The organism is Enterococcus sp. DIV0840 (assembly GCF_050527835.1).
GTDB lineage: Bacteria > Bacillota > Bacilli > Lactobacillales > Enterococcaceae > Enterococcus_L > Enterococcus_L ureasiticus.
The window spans coordinates 2,584,205-2,601,789 of the sequence record NZ_CP172876.1 but is presented as its reverse complement, the minus strand read 5'-3'; the positions used below and the strand labels follow the sequence as shown (position 1 = coordinate 2,601,789).

Annotated in this window: 10 protein-coding genes and 4 pseudogenes; 11 read left to right on the top strand and 3 right to left on the bottom strand. The window is 35.4% G+C overall.

Going from position 1 to position 17,585, the window contains the following annotated elements:
- Window positions 1-62: 62 nt before the first annotated feature.
- Entirely contained in the window at window positions 63-2,735 is a 2,673-nt protein-coding gene (locus tag IGL98_RS12425) for an HAD-IC family P-type ATPase (protein ID WP_206842578.1), read from the top strand.
- Between the two features lie 121 nt (window positions 2,736-2,856).
- Here IGL98_RS12425 and IGL98_RS12420 read toward each other — a convergent pair.
- Window positions 2,857-4,139, bottom strand: a pseudogene (locus tag IGL98_RS12420) (ISL3 family transposase).
- Window positions 4,140-4,298: 159 nt separating this feature from the next.
- Between IGL98_RS12420 and IGL98_RS12415 the strand changes: the two are divergent.
- Window positions 4,299-5,684 (top strand): annotated as a pseudogene (locus tag IGL98_RS12415) (aldehyde dehydrogenase family protein).
- Window positions 5,685-5,884: 200 nt separating this feature from the next.
- Here IGL98_RS12415 and IGL98_RS12410 read toward each other — a convergent pair.
- Entirely contained in the window at window positions 5,885-6,295 is a 411-nt protein-coding gene (locus IGL98_RS12410) for a DUF3955 domain-containing protein (protein WP_242590313.1), read from the bottom strand.
- Between the two features lie 325 nt (window positions 6,296-6,620).
- Here IGL98_RS12410 and IGL98_RS12405 point away from each other — a divergent pair, with 325 nt between their 5' ends.
- The 9 genes and pseudogenes from IGL98_RS12405 (at window position 6,621) to IGL98_RS12365 (ending at window position 16,349) form a co-directional block, all read left to right on the top strand.
- A complete protein-coding gene (locus tag IGL98_RS12405) occupies window positions 6,621-7,328 on the top strand; it encodes a DUF975 family protein (RefSeq protein WP_206913287.1) in 708 nt (235 codons plus the stop codon).
- Between the two features lie 241 nt (window positions 7,329-7,569).
- Window positions 7,570-8,423: pseudogene (locus tag IGL98_RS12400) on the top strand (DUF4822 domain-containing protein).
- Between the two features lie 364 nt (window positions 8,424-8,787).
- Window positions 8,788-9,966 carry a sensor histidine kinase gene (locus tag IGL98_RS12395; protein ID WP_339099644.1) on the top strand — a complete coding sequence of 393 codons (1,179 nt, stop codon included), beginning with the start codon at window positions 8,788-8,790 and terminating at the stop codon, window positions 9,964-9,966.
- Window positions 9,967-9,979: 13 nt separating this feature from the next.
- Window positions 9,980-10,682, top strand: a pseudogene (locus tag IGL98_RS12390) (response regulator transcription factor).
- A 23-nt stretch (window positions 10,683-10,705) separates the two neighbouring features.
- Window positions 10,706-11,752: a hypothetical protein gene (locus tag IGL98_RS12385; RefSeq protein ID WP_206913289.1), complete on the top strand. Its 1,047-nt coding sequence runs from the start codon at window positions 10,706-10,708 to the stop codon at window positions 11,750-11,752.
- 983 nt (window positions 11,753-12,735) lie between these two features.
- The gene (locus IGL98_RS12380; protein WP_206842582.1) at window positions 12,736-13,935 is read left to right on the top strand and encodes an MFS transporter; all 1,200 of its coding nucleotides are present in this window, start codon (window positions 12,736-12,738) and stop codon (window positions 13,933-13,935) included.
- Between the two features lie 66 nt (window positions 13,936-14,001).
- Window positions 14,002-15,171 (top strand): amidohydrolase, encoded by a 1,170-nt coding sequence (locus IGL98_RS12375; RefSeq protein ID WP_206911741.1) that lies wholly within the window; start codon window positions 14,002-14,004, stop codon window positions 15,169-15,171.
- A 157-nt stretch (window positions 15,172-15,328) separates the two neighbouring features.
- Window positions 15,329-15,685, top strand: a complete 357-nt coding sequence (locus tag IGL98_RS12370; protein WP_206842585.1) for a DUF2200 domain-containing protein — start codon at window positions 15,329-15,331, stop codon at window positions 15,683-15,685.
- A gap of 424 nt (window positions 15,686-16,109) precedes the next feature.
- Window positions 16,110-16,349: a helix-turn-helix transcriptional regulator gene (locus IGL98_RS12365; protein WP_206842587.1), complete on the top strand. Its 240-nt coding sequence runs from the start codon at window positions 16,110-16,112 to the stop codon at window positions 16,347-16,349.
- A gap of 95 nt (window positions 16,350-16,444) precedes the next feature.
- Here IGL98_RS12365 and galE read toward each other — a convergent pair whose 3' ends face one another.
- Window positions 16,445-17,437: a UDP-glucose 4-epimerase GalE gene (galE, locus tag IGL98_RS12360; RefSeq protein WP_206911740.1), complete on the bottom strand. Its 993-nt coding sequence runs from the start codon at window positions 17,435-17,437 to the stop codon at window positions 16,445-16,447.
- Window positions 17,438-17,585: the final 148 nt, after the last annotated feature.

The following is a 17,585-nucleotide window of genomic DNA, read 5'->3' as shown; positions in this document are numbered from 1 at the left end:
TTAATATGAGGGGCTTATTTCTTATATGCAACAAAAAATTTAATTAATAAGGATGATAATATATGGAAAATAAAAAAGATTTTCAATTAACAATAGACGAAGTAAAGAAAAAATATGATATACATGATATTAATATGGGATTAGATAGCGTACAAGCAAATAATCGATTAAAAAAATATGGTTTAAACAAATTAGAAGTGAAGAAAGTATCAAAATGGTCATTATTATTGCGTCAATTCAATAACATCATTATTTACATTCTACTCTTTTCAGCTTTGTTAACATTAGTTATGGGGCACACTTCAGATGCAATAATAATATCTATTGTTGTAATTGTGAATGCATTGATCGGTTACTATCAAGAAGCAAATGCTTCAGATGCGTTGGAAAGAATTAAAGAGATGCTTTCTTCTGAAGCTACAGTATATAGAGATGGGATTAGGCAAGATATTCCATCAGAACAAGTTACGATAGGAGATGTAGTATTTTTAGAGGCTGGAGATAATGTCCCAGCTGATTTGAGAATTGTTGAATCTGATAACTTGAGAATTCAAGAATCAGCATTAACAGGAGAACCTGATTCTGTAGCAAAAGTGATCGATAGCTTGTCTGAATCGAGTACCTCTTTAGCTGATCAAATTAATTTAGGCTTCGCGTCTACATCTGTTACATCAGGCAGTGGAACTGGTATCGTGATAGCGATAGGTACTGATACGGAAATTGGTAAAATATCAACAGAAGTAAATAGTACTGAAATAAGAAAAACACCACTAATGAACGAAATTGATAGTTTAGGTAAATGGATTACCTATATAATTATAGCTATGGCTATTATTTTATTTGTTATCAGTTTATTTTTAGGAACCTATTCATTATCTGTGTTATCTTTAGCTGTTGTAACAATGATTGTCGGTTCTATTCCAGAAGGACTACCAGCAACTACTTCTGTTGTTTTAGCAATGGGTGTTAGCGATATGGCAAAAAATAAAGATACGATTGTCAAAACATTACCTGCGGTCGAAACATTGGGTTCTGTAGATGTTGTGGCCACAGATAAGACGGGTACGTTAACAAAAAATGAGATGACTGTAAAAGATATTGTGTTTCGTGATAAAAAATATGAAGTAACAGGAGATGGGTACCAACCAATTGGTCAGATACAAGAGAATCAAAAACCGGTTCAAGAAAATACTCATTTGAAGTTATTTTTGGAAATTGGTTTTGAAGCCAATGATACTGTATTAGTAGAAGAGGATGACGAATGGACGATTAATGGTGAGCCTACAGATGCTTCATTTCTTACACTTTATTATAAAGTATTTGATTACCCTAAAACACCTGAATATACTGAAATTGATATGCTGCCATTTGATTCTGATTATCATTATATGGCAAAATTAGTCAAAAATAAAAAGGGAAATCAATTTATTTTTATTAAAGGCTCTCCCGATAAACTATTTAAGATGGCTGAAAAACAAATGCCTTCGTTTGATTCTAACTACTGGAATAGGCAAGTATGTGAACTTTCAGCAGAGGGAAAACGAGTAGTTGCTGTGGGATATAAACAAGTTACTTCTGATATACAAGAGATTACTCATGAGCTTCTTGCTGAAGGGATTGAGCTTGTTGGTATCGCTGGTATTATTGATCCACCGCGTGAAGAGGTAATAGCTGCATTGAAGGAAATGAATACAGCTGGCGTACAAGTAAAGATGATCACAGGTGATCATCCTTTAACTGCAACAGCGATTGGAAAAAAACTTGGTTTAGCTCCTGAAATACATGTCGTAACAGGTTTAGAACTTGAAAATATGTCTAAAGAAGAATTTAAACAAGCTGTTTTATTCAACCAAGTTTTTGCGCGGACAACACCAAAAAATAAAATAGATATTGTAGAAGCTTTACAAGAATGTGGTAAGGTAACGGCCATGACTGGTGATGGCGTGAATGATGCTCCAGCATTAAAAAGAGCGGATATTGGTGTCGCAATGGGGAGACAAGGAACAGACGTCGCAAAAGATTCTGCAGACATGATTTTAACAGATGATAATTTTGGAACAATGTCAGTCGCGATTCGTGAAGGGCGAAGAATTTATGATAACATTAAGAAAAGTATTCTTTTTTTATTACCAACCTCATTTGCTGAGGGGCTGATTATCGCATTTACAATAGTGATGCAAAAAGAAATGCCTTTACAGCCTACTCAGTTGCTATGGATTAATATGGTTTCAGCTATCACTATTCAGTTTGCATTTATTTTTGAGCCGGCAGAAGAGGGAATCATGAAGCGTAAACCAAGAAAAAATGGAAAAGGTTTCTTAAATAAACACGATGTTTGGCAAATGGCTTATGTATCTGTGTTAATGGCGGTCATCAGCCTTATCTCATATGAATGGCTAATTTCACAAGGGTTAAGTCAAGCTGTAGCAAGTACTACGATGATTAATATTGTTGTCTTGAGTAAGATTTTTTACTTATTTAATATTCGTACAAGTCAGCCAGTTATTTCCAAGTCTCTATTTACCAACCCAAAAGCATTCTTAATAATAGGGGGGATGCTTATATTGCAGTTGATTCTAACCTATGTTCCATTTATGCATGTCGTGTTTTATACTGCAGATATGTCACTTTTAGGTTGGGGAATTTCAATTGTTTCAGGGATCATTATTTTATCTATTACAGAAATAGACAAAGCAATTAGAATAAAGTACCAAAAAAAGAATAAGCGGATTTAGTAAATAGAATAAAAGACATACTGAGTTTAGGGATAAAACGGCTCTTTGTCAAATAGGACTGATAAGCTAGATTAATTGAAAATCAGAATGGAGGAGTAATTCTTTCATTCTGATTTTTTAGTTATGTTATCTCAATCAAGCCATTGTTCAGAAAAATTCGTATTTTCATGTTCTCAAATGATTTAAATCCATAGGAAATGCGCTTAAGGGTTTTAATATGTGTATTTTTGGCTTCTATTTTACCGTTTGAATACGGATAAATCATAGCGTTACGAATTCCTTCTTCAAATCTAAAAAGAGTTTGTAGTTTCTTTCGAAACTCTTCATCTAAAGTAATCGGAAGTTCTTTAAGCAAAGTGAAAAACACGTCAGGATCTTTTGTTCTAAATGCATCGGTCAAGTCGTGAAAGTTATTGTAGGCTTCTTTTAAAGGGGGGGAATAGTCTAATAAGCGATCGATCATCATAGCCTCAGTTTTAGGGGAGCGGAAGCTCCTCCAGCTTTTATATTCAGAGTGACTAATGGTCATTCTATTTTTGGTAAGGAAGCGCCAGTTGGCTTTGATTTTTCGATACGCTTCAAGTTGATTCTCTTGCTTTAATCGCTTCATTTCTCTTATACGAAAACCTTGAAAGACTTCATTTAAATGCTTAACAATATGGAAGCGATCAACGATTAATTGTGCATTTGGGAACACGTGCTTGAGTAGCTGGAAATAAGCTGCGTTCATATCGGTTACTAGAAATTCGACCTTTTCTGTAGTAGAAAATTGTTTAAAGTGAGTGGTCAATTTTGATAATTTTCTAGAAGGTAGAATATCGATTAATTGTCCTGTTTCGCCATCGGCACAAATAAAACTCATTTTATCTTCAGTACGAGCATGCGAACGAAATTCATCAACCATTAATACTCTAGGGAGAATTGTTTTTCTTGTATTAGGTAAATAGTTTTTGAGTTCTTTTAGTATACGAATAACAGTAGTAATCGAACTATTGGTTAATTTTGCGATAAAAGAGAGTGAGATTTTTTCTTTAAGCAAAGCAATGATTTTAAATTTAACTTGATTAGAAATGGATTGTTTAGGTCGGACAAAATAACTTTGAGTAGTCCAATGACTGTTACAATTTCTACAGGTGTATCGTTTTTTTTTTAGTTTCATAATCGTCGGCATATGGTTGAATTGCTCAAATCTTACTGTAACGATCTTTTTCCATTTTTGACAATTCTTTTCTTTCCTTGTGAATCATGGGTACTAGAACCACAATTTACACAGGAACAAGGTGTAGGAGATAAGGTTGCATGAATCACTAAAGTGTTTTGTTTATGGAAAGTTTCGTAAGAAACTTCATCAATGACTAGATTTTTATCTGTAATTCTTAGTATTTTTTTGATATCATTTGACATAAGCATATCGTCCTCTCTGTTTGTTTTTTTGTCGTAGATTAATCATACATGAGAACGATATGTTTTTTTATAGTCAAAATGAAAATAGGGCTGAAGAATTATTTCTGATTCATCAGTCCTATAAATTATAGAGCCAAAAGAAAACTAGGAGGGCTAGACATGAATCAAACAGATCTTCAAAATATTCTCAAAAAGCAACACGATTTTTTTAACGCGAATCAAACAAAATCTATTCCCTTTAGAAAAGCACAACTGGAACAGCTATTAAATAATATAAAAAAACATGAAGAAGATTTCTACTGGGCTTTTGAGAAAGATCTTAAAAAGTCTAAAGCTGAAGTTTATGCAACTGAATTTGGGCTGGTTCTATCTGCTATCAAAGACATGCTTAAACACATTGATAAATGGACTAAAACAGAAAATAAACCCAGAGCAATTTCATCTTTACTAAATAAAAATACGGTTACTTTAGAACCTTTTGGAACAGTCTACATTATCGGGCCTTTTAACTAGCCATTGCTTTTAACATTAGTTCCATTGATCGGGGCTTTTGGGGCAGGGAACTGTGTCATTCTTAAAGCGTCATCAAAAACGCCAAATGTGGCGGCGGTGATTGGTGCTATCCTTGGGGAAACTTTTGATGAAGAGTATGTCAAAGCGCTTTCGCCTGGTTCAATCGATAATGCCTTAGTTTTAAAAGAGCGTATGGATTTTATCTTTTTTACAGGCAGTACTAGAGTTGGAAAAATTGTGATGGAAGCAGCATCCCAATATTTGACACCCGTTGTCTTAGAGCTTAGCGGTAAGAGTCCTGCAATCGTAACGGAACAGGCGGATATAGAATTAGCTGCTGAACGAATTATTTGGAGCAAACTTCTTAATACTGGTCAAACATGTATTGCAACCGATTATGTATTGGTAGATGAAAAAGTCAAAAACCAGTTAGTTACCGCATTAAAAGAAAAAATCAGTGAATTCTATGGTGAGAACATTCAAGATAATCCCGACTATGGTCGGATTGTTCAAGGCCCAGCCATTGATAAGTTTATCCAGTTGATTGATGAAAATCGGCAATATCTGATTTATGGTGGGGAGTACGACCAAAAAACAAGATTCGTTACACCAAGTCTTTTCGACATTCGCTTGAATCGGGACAATAGCTTGATGAAGGAAGAATTATTTGGACCATTATTACCTATCTGCACGTATCGACAGATAGACGAAGCGATTACTTTTGTTAAAGAAGGCGAAAAACCATTAGCCTTATACTTGTTTTCCGATGATAGAGAGGTTCAAAAAAAGATTCTAAACGAAATTTCCTTTGGCGGAGGAGGGATCAATCAAACGATCCTTCATCTTGCTAATGATGATTTGCCGTTTGGTGGAGTAGGATTTTCAGGTATGGGAAATTATCATGGAAAATACAGTAGCGAAACTTTTTCTCATAAGAAAGCGATTGTCTATGGTAGAAAAGATTCTATGGGAAAATTGATCTATCCGCCTTATACTCAGGAGAAATTTGAATGGTTAAAACGCTTGTTATAAAAGTTTATATCTGCAGGCTCTGTATTTTCCTCACCCTTTATTCGAATTAAGAGCGTGAAACAAACAAAACGGATCGTTCCGTTTGTTTCACGCTCTTAATTTAAGTGAATCTAGATAAGGTCAGCTTGTTTCACCAATTTTTTTTGCGGATAGTATGGATGAGAAAGTTAAAACCAGTTACCAGAAAACGATCATTCCAGCTAAAATAAAAGGAATCCGATAGGTAGTAAATAGAAATTCTCACGTAAAAAACCTGACTTATCAATATATTCTACTGAATTTGCCTTTATAAAAAGACAAGCAAATCCAAAGAACAGTAGAAAGGTCCCAACTAAAGATGTAATTAGATTTAGTTTTGCTCTCCGAGTTTTACTGCTATCTTTTATTAACTTTTCTGTCATATTATACACATTACTTCCTCCTAGAATCAATTCATCAAGCGAAATATGAAAAATACTAGCAATGAGGATCAATAGTTCAAGGTCTGGAAGGTTCCGATTATTCTCCCAGTTAGATACGGCTTGTCTGGTTACATTTAAGCGGATTGCAACTGTTTCTTGGGTCAGTTGATGGCTGGTTCTTAGCTCTTTAATTTTATCTCCAAATTCCATAGTATAATTTCCTCTCGTTAATGTATTTTAATCATAAGATGATAGCTTCTTGTATTCAAGCAAGCACTGCTTGCAGACTAGCAAAATAAAGGGATAGTGTTGCTTGCATCAAAAATTTTTGTGTGTTACATGTAATGGGCGAGTATAAATTATTTTTTATAAAAATATTATATCATCTATTATTTTAAAATAGATATTATATTTTTTTGTATGAATCATAAAAATACGTAAACAAAAATTAAAAAAGCTATTTTAATGCATATGTTTTTTTCAAAAATGATTTGTTTGATATACTATTTGTAGTAACTTGAAAGGAGGAACTTACATGAAAACAAGAGCTGAATTAAAAAGTGAAGCTAAAGGGATATTACGTAGACGTTGGAAAGATAGTGTATTGATGTGTTTGGTGCCTACATTGATTTCCATAGCAATTGGACTTCTTTTATTTTTTATATTTTTGATACCCACTATTACATTCGTTCAAAATAACTCAGATTTATTAAACAACACTGCAAGCTATGATGGCAACTCTGGTGGAGGCGGTGGAAGCTTTATTGGTGGAATCATTGGAGCATTGTTTAGCGCCGGTATCTCTTGGACATTCCTTGATCTTTTACGAGGAAAACGACAAGAAATCCGTCCATTCTCAGATGCATTTCGTGGCTTTGCCGGACCAGTTATTTTGGGTGTGATCTGTATATACTTATTAATGGCACTGTTTATTTCATTGTGGTTGCTATTATTAGTAATTCCCGGAATTATCAAAGGGTATTCTTATTCTCAAGCGTACTTTGTTTATTATGATGCTTATGAAGAAACGGGCACACGTCCAGGCTTTCTGAATTCTATTACTCGCAGTAAACATCTGATGAAAGGCTATAAAGGTCAATTATTTGTATTGGACTTAAGCTTTATCGGTTGGCATCTTTTAGCAATACTAACATTTGGGATTGGTTATTTATGGTTAACGCCATACATTACTGCGACTAAAGCAGCTTTTTATGAAAATTTACCGAAAACAACAGTGGTTTAAACAATCGATAGTACCCGTTTGGGTTACATTTATTTCCGATGTTTATTCTTACCTAGATTTGGAGCAAAAAGTGATCTTTACTTTTGCTTCAAGCTTTTTTTGTATCCTAAAAAGTTCATTTTTAATTGGTTTATAGAATTGTTTATAATTTGTTTATTTTCTCTTAAGCAGCTGTTTACATCCTCTATTTATAATAAGGGTAGCAACCAGAAGAGTTATCCAATCATAGGAGGGGAAAATTATGAACAATAAAAAAATCATTGTAGGAATTTCAAGTTCACTATTATTACTAGCAGGATGCAGTGTAGGAACACAGGAAACTCCAAAGACAAAAGAAAGTAAACAACAAACAGAACAATCCAAAGATAATAAGAAAGAAAGCAACGGTGACATAATATGATGCAGAAACAGGACGTTATGAATTTTTTGATGCACAAACAGGTGAAAGTAGAGGAGATCTTGGCACGTTTTTTATCACAAATGATAGTAAAAAAGGAATTTTGATTTCAGAAACAATCGACTATCAAGCAGTCGTGGATCTTACCGAGCTGACAACTAAAAAATTTACTTACACAAGAAAAGGTAAAGACAAAGAAGGAAATGAAGTAGATGTATTTGTTGAGCATATCCCTTATAATAAAGAGGCGTTAACGTTTACTGAAAGAGAAGAACCATTAGATACAACAACTGGAACAATCGACACTAAACAGTCAGTAACTGAACTATTAGCCCAAACTTTATGGAATGGTACAAAAGTGGTCGATGAAGCTGGCAACGATATAACAGAATTCAATCAAAATTTTATCAGTTTAGCTAAATTTGCGGCTGATACCAATAAATACGAATTTTTCAACTTAGAAACTGGCGTTAGTCGTGGTGATTTTCGGTTACTTCGATGTCTTGAATCATAACAAGATTCGAGCTCATGTATCAATCGGTCAAAATAAATATGGCACAGCACTTGAGTTAACGCAGCTTAACAACAAAAAATTTACGTATAAACGAATGGGCAAAGATGAAGCTGGCAATGATATCACCGTATTTGTTGAGCATGAACCTTACACTGGAGAATTCAACCCAGAATTTAGCTTCTAAAAAAGTTTCTAATAAAAGTGCAGCTGATTGATTTGAGCAGACCATTGTTTTCGCGTAAATAAAGCAAAGGAGAATAACATGACAAATAAAAAAACGATTTCTCATTTCATATATTGGCGGGATTGCAATTGCGTGTGTATCACCATTTTCAATCATCTGCATTGTTTTTTATGTAACAACGGGGAAAATACCTAGCCCTGGGACATTATATAAAACATTTACACAACAGCGTTCCTTAAGCCCCGAAGAAGAGTTAGCATATATCAAACTTCGTGGGGTAGCCAAATCAGATCCAGATCAGTTACTTGCACCTAGCGGAGAGTTAAAGAAAACCATTCAGCAATTTGAAGCCGAATCATTGGGCGTGGTGGTGCGTAAAGAAGAAGCAATTGCCTACTATTCACAAGACTTAGTAGAAAAATCATTGGTCGTCCATTTCCCTAAATTTGATGCGAACAACATTGAAACAAGAGGAACGATCGATAATGCTGGACGCTTGTATCGCTATATGAAATTTGATTTTTATTTTAACGATCAAGTGCCTGGCAGTTTGTTAGTTTTAAAGAAAGAAAATAACTTTCTGGAATTTATGACAAGATGGGGTGTTCTGATCATTGTGACGATTTTACTTGTCTCCATCGGTGGGTTACTTTTTTTAAATCATCTATTAAGGAAAACGATTATTCGTCCACTAGAAAATCTAGGTTCTGGGATGTCTGAGATACGGAATGGTCGCCTTGAAGTTTCAGTGACTGAACCTGTCAAACAGACGGCATTGGAAGTAAAACAACTGACTGATGACTTTGAAAAAATGCGGGAAGCTTTGGTCTCTTCAACAGAAGAACAAGCCAAACTTGAAAATAACCGTAAGGAGCTCGTTGCTAGCATCTCACATGACTTAAAAACGCCAATCACCTCAATCATTGGGTACGTAGAAGGCTTGTTAGATGGTGTAGCAGACTCTCCTGAAAAACAAGATAAATATTTACAGACGATCCATGCAAAAGCGATCTCATTGAATGAACTGATCGAAGAATTATTCCTTTGTTCTAAATTGGATGCTTCTGCGGTTTCATTTCATTTTGAGCGAATTGATATCAATGAATTTTTAAAGCATATCATCGAAGAATTTCAGTTGCAAGATAACCAAGTTTCCCTTCAATTATCTAATCAACAAGTACCATTTAGTTATGTTTTAGCAGATCGAATGCAGTTAAATCGGGTCTTTATCAATTTGATTGAAAACAGTTTGAAATTTAAACATCCAGATCGTTCACTCTCTATTCTGATCGACGTGTCTGAAACTGCAGAAATGATAACAATTCGGGTATCAGACAATGGGCAAGGGATTTCCAGAGAACAATTGCCTTATGTTTTTGATCATTTTTATCGAGGGGAAGAAGAACGTCCAACACATACTGGTGGTAGCGGCTTAGGTCTTGCAATTGTTAAGCAAATCATCGATATGCATGAAGGGAAAGTTGAGATCGAAAGTAAGCTTCACACAGGAACCACCGTTACGATTCATTTAAAAAAAGCCTGAGGAGGACAGCCGAATGTTAAACGAAGTATCACGTATTTTATTGATCGAAGATGATGCAAGTATTGCTGAGTTACAAAAAGATTATTTAGAAATCAATCATATGGAAGCTGAGATTTCAAGGGATGGGCTGGCCGGTCTGAATCGGGCATTGAATGAAGACTTTGATTTGATTGTGATCGATATTATGCTGCCCTCAATGGATGGTTTCGAGATTTGTCGTCCAATCAGAGAGAAGAAAAATATTCCGCTGATGATCGTTTCGGCCAAAAAAGAAGATATCGATAAGGTTAGAGGATTAGGTTTAGGGGCGGACGATTATATGACGAAACCTTTTAGCCCAAGTGAGTTAGTTGCCCGCGTTCAAGCGCATATCAAACGGGTATCAGTTATTGACTGGAACCGATCAAGCTAATGATACTGTCGAGAGCGGCCAAATCAAGATCGACAAGAGTGCCCGCAGAGTTTTTGTTTTAGGAGAAGAAATCATTTTCCCTACAAAAGAATTTGATTTACTACTATTCTTTATGGAACACCCAAACCGAGTTTGGATGAAAGAGCAGCTGTTTCGTCAAGTATGGGATATGGATGATCTAGATAGCGATATTTATACTGTCGTTGTTCATGTGGGACGTATTAGAGAGAAATTGAAAAAAGGAAAGCTATCAGAAATTCCAATAGAAACAATTTGGGGCAGCGGCTATCGCTTTAACACCTAAGACGCAAACAAAGGAGTAAATCTATGAAAAAAAGCCATCTCTTTGCTGTTTTTATTTTATGCAGTATAGTTGGTCTTTCAGGATGTAAACCGGATCAAAGAAAAGACGCAGAAAAATCTGATGCCGCATCCAGGCCAGCTATTTTTAATACCGCTTCATCAGAGACAGCAGCCTCAACTGAGAAAAAGACGGAAAAAACAGTTAATGATGTGACCTTTGAAAATACCTCGTATAATTATGATGTGGTTACCGGAGCGACCCAGACAACATTCGGTTCAAATCCGAAGCCTCTATACACTTACGAAGAAAAATTAAAGAAAATGTTCTGGTCAAATCAACCTCCAATAGGCTTGATGGAAGGAAATTATTTTACAAATGACGGTTATTTTGATGTTGGAAATAAAGGAATCGTCGAGATCGTTACCGATGACACGAATAAAATCATCAATGTTGAATTCAATGAATATGGTGCTGAAAATTATTATGCATCAAAATATGCAGGAGCGAACAAACGCCTTTCTGACTATGCTTTTTTTCAAGCACAAAATCCAAGAACAGATACGACATTAGTTACCGTGGTCAATGGAATCACATTTGTAGAAAAACAAATGCGTGAAGAAAATCGGATCGAAGGAAATTTTGAAACAGTCAAAGGCTCTTCCACTACAGCGAGACAAGGATTAATGGCAATTGCGACTGAACTAAAGGATGAAATCAAACAACCATCAAAAACAAAATATATCGGATATGCTGAAGATTTTGGTGACGGATTGATTGGTAGATTACAGCTGACTGTCACCGATGGGAAAATCGAGACTGCACGTTATGATGAGTATTTTGCAGATCAACCCGAAAAAATTGTTGAAGATCAGTTGAAAAAATATTATCGTCAATCAAAATATTTCTCTTTAGATTACAATGAGGAAACAAATAACGATTTTGTGGCATTTGCTGATAAATTGACCAAAGAAATTGTTGACCAACAATCACTATCAGTTGAGAATAGTGAACTGACAAATCATCTATCATTTGGCTCCTATCAAAAACTGAGCAAACATATCAAACTGTAGCATGACTCAAATGATTTTTCGACACACTTTTGACATATTTTCATTTTATAATAAGGGAAAATAAGTTAGGAGCGATTATATATGGGTTATTGTTCAAATTTTTTTAGTGGAAGCCGCAGCATGATGAGAGGAGGGGTGTTTGGTATGGGTATTCTTTGGTGGATATTGGTTGCTATTGTGGTTATCGGAGTTGTTTATTTTTTGAAAAACAGACCGAATCGACAGGTGGAAACAATCAATTAAGCTCAGGCGGAATCGTCACATCAAGCAACTCGGCTATCAGCTTTTGATCTGTTGGATGAAGAATTTGCTAAGGGAAATATCACAGAAGAAGAATATTTGCATAAAAGAGAAGTATTGAAGAAATAAGAAAAGACAAAAAGTTGACGAATGATTAGTCGTTAATTTTTTGCCTTTCTTTTCGACTTATTTTCTAGAAATAGATCTAACTTTCTATTATTATTAAGTCTATCTTTTGATTCATTCGTCTTTAATTAATTTTTTGTTCATAATATTCTCATTTCAAGCTTCATTTCTGGAAGCGAATATATTATACTTAGGAATAAAGAAGTGTTTTAATATGTTGGATATGGTTTGGAATAGAGTGACTGGATGAACTTGGGCTAACTCTTCGGAAAAAAGATAAATTATAAATGAGGCAAAAAGCACCTCAGTTATAATTTCCTATTTTTCTGACAAGGCTGAACGAGCCCATTCCGCATTTAATGTTATCTAGCTTTGCAGGCTAGCCTTTCGGAAAAAAGACAAATTATAAATGAGGCAAAGAGCACCTCAGTTATAATTTCCTATTTTTCTGACAAGGCTGAACGAGCCCATTCCGCATTTAATGTTATCTAGCTTTGCAGGCTAGCCTTTCGGAAAAAAGACAAATTATAAATGAGGCAAAGAGCACCTCAGTTATAATTTCCTATTTTTCTGTCAAGGCTGAACGAGCCTGCACGCTTTTAAATTAAGGAGGACATATGGAGAAAAATGAAACAAAGAAGACTGGGTTATTGTTAATTGCACTGTTTTTGGGTTATACCATGGTTTACATCGATAAGCTTTCCGTTGGGTATTCGCTGATTCCGATTTCAGTGGAATTTGGCTTGGAACCAGCTGCGAAAGGTATGATCATGAGTGCCTTTTTCCTTGGATATGCGATCATGCAGATTCCGATGGGGCTGGTCATCAATAAAGTCGGATCACGGGTTGTTTTGATTGGTTCAGTTTTAGGTATGGGATTATTTTCGTTCTTATTCGGCTTTGGAACGTCATTGATCATGTTTATGTCCTTGCGCTTTTTAACTGGATTACTCGCTCATTCGGGTTACGCATCATCAGCGAGTAAGGAAGTCACGATGAATTTTCCACCAGAGAAACGAACCTTCGCACAAGGGCTTTTGTTATCATCTTCTGGGGTAGCAGGTTTTATTGGACCGTTGGCTTTATCTCCGATCATTACAAATGCTGGTTGGAAAAATGCGTATATGATTTTAACTGTGTTGGCTGTAACAATTGCTATTTTTCTGATTATCGCGATTCCTAGAAATGAAAAAACAAAGGAAAAAACGGTAGCAATTGTGACAAAAACGGATAAGATCTCAATCTTAGTCATTTGGGCAGATATTCGGGTTTGGATTTTATTTTTAAGTTCATTTTTCATCAATTGTTTGTTATATGGACTTTCAAGTTGGGTACCAAGCTATCTGACTGGTGAACGTGGATTGGATTTAAATGGAGCAGCTGTGATCAGTAGTGTAGGCGGTTTGTTCATGCTGATTGGTTCAATTGGCGGTAGCTATGTTGTCGGAAAATATTTCCAGCATAAGGAAAAAACAATCGTTGCGATGACCGCTATTTTAGGTGCACTTTGCGCATTCGGTTCTTATTATATCGGCAATCTTGTTTTATTGTCGATCATAATGGGCATGGCAAACTTTTTCTTGATCATCTCATTTGTTACGATGATGAGCATTCCATTAAGGATTTTTGAAGGTGCCAAATTTGCGCCAAGTTATGGAACACTTGCGACAGGAGGAATTCTAGGTGGTTTTGTTTCACCAACTCTTATCGGAAAATTAGTTGAGCTGTCAAATGGGCAGTATATTTCGACGTTTATTTTCTTTTTAGTTGTGGGCTTGTTGACTGCTGTGACGATTATGTTTATTAAACAAAAATAGAGCAATCGTTTATTTCATTAAAATGAAGAAGCTAAAAATACTTTTAAGCCAAAGGGAGGAATTACAATGACAAACATTCAAGAACAAATGCCTCAAACAGATATGATTAAATGGAGAAGACATTTACATCGTCATCCGGAATTATCATTTCACGAAGTTGAAACAGCAAAATACATCCAAAAGGTTTTGGCTGATTTTTCGAATTTAGAAGTTAGCTCGTTAACTGAAAATAGTGTGATCGCTATTTTAAAAGGCAGTAAACCTGGCAAAACGATTGCTTTAAGAGCAGACATCGATGCATTGCCAATCATGGAAGAAGCTGATGTTGATTTTCCATCCGAAAACCCTGGCGTGATGCATGCTTGCGGACATGATACACACACTGCAATGCTGTTAGGTGCGGTCAAAGTCTTGAGCGAGATGCAAGATAAAATTGCGGGTACCGTGAAATTTATCTTCCAGCCGGCTGAAGAAGAACCGCCAGGAGGCGCAAAATTATTAGTCGAAGCGGGTGTGATGAATGATGTAGATATGGTTTTTGGTTTACATATCGCGCCGAATATTCCAGTTGGAATGGTGGGGACTAGAAAAGGCGCGGCTAGTGCAGCTTCTGATGTCTTCACATTGAAAATCCAAGGAAAAGGGTCACATGGCTCCACGCCTGATTTATCTGTTGATCCAATTATGATCGGAGTCGAGATCATCAATAATTTAAATAATATTGTCTCAAGGAATATTAGTCCTTTCGACAATGCAGTTATTTCGATCGGTGAATTTAATGCTGGGAAAACGGCTAATGTTATTCCTGATACAGCCCAAATTCAAGGAACTGTTCGTACGAATAAGAAAGAAGTTCGTGCCTTTATCAAAAAACGGATTGAAAAGATCATCGATGGAATTTGTAAAATGTACGATGCTACTTACGACTTAAATTATTTACTAGGCTATAGTGAAGTAAATAATGATAGTGATGCAACAGATATCGTTATGGCGGCGGCTGAAAAAGTGGTCGGTAAAGAACGGATGTTTGAAGCGCCTAAAATGATGGGCGGCGAAGATTTCTCAGCATATACGGATGTAAAACCAGGCTCATTCTTTATTTTAGGTGGTGGAACAGCGGCAGAAGGTTGCGGCTATATGAACCATCATCCAAAATTCAAAATCATGGAAGAATGTTTCAAGGTTGGTGCTGGGATGCATGCTCAAATTATTTTGGATATATTGGGACAAGGATAAATTTTAGAAAAAGAACTTTAACAATTGCGTTAAGGTTCTTTTTATTCACTATGAAACTCTTAACTAAACAGAATTGAAAGCTTAAAATTTAATAAACGTTAAAAGAGCGATATAATGGAATCAGATAGTAAAAATACCTAAAAAAGGATGGACTAAAATGGTAGCGAAAAAACCTAGAATTTTTACAATGTCTTTTGCAAGTGTTTACCCGCTCTATATTAAAAAGGTAGAAAAAAAGGGTAGAACGAAAGCAGAAGTCGATGAAATCATCTTTTGGCTAACGGGTTATGATGAAGCAACACTACAAAAACAAATCGAGGCCGAAGTCGATTTTCAAACGTTCTTTGACGAAGCACCAGAATTAAATCCAAATGTTTCAATGATCAAAGGTGTGATCTGTGGTTATCGTGTGGAAGAGATAGAAGATGAACTGATGCAGAAAATTAGATACATGGATAAGTTGGTCGACGAATTAGCTAAAGGAAAAGCAATGGAGAAGATACTAAGAAAATAACCAAAAATAATAAATAATTTTTAGAAACGGTCCTATCATTTTAAGCTAGAAAACTCTAGCGTTTACAGTTGATAGGGCTTTTTTTCTATTCAAATACATTGGAACTCCCAATATAAAATTCTTAAGGAATGAAAAAAACAACAAAAAAACTTAAAAAAGTGATAATAACTGAGGTAACGTAACATCGAAATTGCTTTTTAAATTAGTCTTAATATGTGATATTTAAAATAACGAAGTCAGGAGGGACAAACATGAAGGAACACTTTTTTTACGATTGTCGAGTAAATAGCTTCTTTGATGAAGGAAATGTCTCGGCAAATCAAACGGTAGAATTAGGGGTAAATGGGCTTGTTACGTAGTTTTTTATGAAATGTTATAAAGAAGTTTATACATAAAAAACGTTTTGAAGGTAGGAAGATAATTTATGGAGATTGGAAAATTATTAAAAATCTGCAGAGAACAAAAAAATTTAACGCAGCAGCAAGTTGCCGCCAAGTTTCATGTGACGAGACAAACAGTCTCACGTTGGGAAAATGACAAATCCTATCCTAATATCGATACTTTAGTTGAGCTAAGTTTCTTTTTTGATTTTTCTCTTGATGAAATTTTAAAAGGGGATGATCCGATGCATGGTGTAGGAAGTAAACATGGTGATGATTTTTAGAACATGAATAGTGTGCTAACTGTTGAAGAGTGATAGAAGAAGCTTACATGTAAAATTTTTTTATATGCAGGCTTCTTCTAGTTTAGGTTCATCTATCAATCACTCTCATATCCAGCTGGATGATTCGTATGCCATTTCCAAGCACTATCAATGATTGAATTTAAATCAGTGTATTGAGGTTTCCAACCTAAAATCGATTCGATTTTTTTACTTGAAGCAATCAAAGAATGAGGATCACCTTCTCTACGATTGCCGTATTTTACAGGGATCTTTTTCTGCGTATAGTCTTCGACTTTATTAATAATTTCCAATGTTGAAAAACCCGTCGAGCTGCCGACATTGAAAATAGTACTTTCTTTTCCTTCTAGTAAATAATTCATCGCCAATAAATGAGCATTAGCTAAATCCACCACATGGACATAATCCCTGACTGTTGTCCCATCTTTCGTATCATAATCATTTCCAAAAATGGTAATAAAGTCTCTTTTGCTTAGAGGAACTTCTAAGACGATAGGAATCAAATGGGTTTCGGGTTGATGATCTTCACCGATTGCCCCAGATAAATCAGCCCCAGCCACATTGAAATAGCGCAATACGACATAATTGATATCATAGGCAGTATGGCACCATTGAATGATCTGTTCCATCATCCGTTTACTTTCCCCGTAAGGATTCTTAGGAATGGTCTCAGTATCTTCTGTGATCACCTCTTCTGAAGTATCTCCGTAAACCGCGGCGGTGGAAGAGAAGATGATCGTTTTTACAGCAAATTCATTCATGACTTCTAAAAGAGTAATCAGACCCGAAACATTATTATCGAAATAGAGTAAAGGATCTTTCATGGATTCTTCTACAGACGAATTAGCGGCAAAATGAAACACAACATCAAAGGATGTCTCGGTGAAAAGATTTCTAAGTAAGGGTTTGTCTTTTACATTTCCTTTGATGAACATTGCTGGTTCGGTTACAGCTTTGGCGTGTCCTGTTTGTAGATTATCTAGAACGACGACTTTGTGGTTTGAGTCTATTAATTGTTTGACGATATGTGAGCCGATGTAGCCAGCTCCTCCGACGACTAAAATATTCATGGTAACCTCCTGAATTAAGAGCTAGTCCTGTATTAAAAAAATAGTTGTATCTGCTTTCATTATAAGTTATCAAAATTTATATGGATAGATTCAGCACTTGTAGTTATGAAATCATTAATAAATTCAATTAAAGAGTCTGATTCCCGAT

Bases quoted from the DNA above. Each gene is read 5' to 3' on its own strand.
- IGL98_RS12425 (WP_206842578.1), top strand. From the start codon at position 63: ATGGAAAATAAAAAAGATTTTCAATTAACAATAGACGAAGTAAAGAAA.
- IGL98_RS12410 (WP_242590313.1), bottom strand. From the start codon at position 6,295: ATGGAATTTGGAGATAAAATTAAAGAGCTAAGAACCAGCCATCAACTG.
- galE (WP_206911740.1), bottom strand. From the start codon at position 17,437: ATGAATATTTTAGTCGTCGGAGGAGCTGGCTACATCGGCTCACATATC.
- IGL98_RS12380 (WP_206842582.1), top strand. From the start codon at position 12,736: ATGGAGAAAAATGAAACAAAGAAGACTGGGTTATTGTTAATTGCACTG.
- IGL98_RS12365 (WP_206842587.1), top strand. From the start codon at position 16,110: ATGGAGATTGGAAAATTATTAAAAATCTGCAGAGAACAAAAAAATTTA.
- IGL98_RS12375 (WP_206911741.1), top strand. From the start codon at position 14,002: ATGACAAACATTCAAGAACAAATGCCTCAAACAGATATGATTAAATGG.
- IGL98_RS12385 (WP_206913289.1), top strand. From the start codon at position 10,706: ATGAAAAAAAGCCATCTCTTTGCTGTTTTTATTTTATGCAGTATAGTT.
- IGL98_RS12370 (WP_206842585.1), top strand. From the start codon at position 15,329: ATGGTAGCGAAAAAACCTAGAATTTTTACAATGTCTTTTGCAAGTGTT.
- IGL98_RS12405 (WP_206913287.1), top strand. From the start codon at position 6,621: ATGAAAACAAGAGCTGAATTAAAAAGTGAAGCTAAAGGGATATTACGT.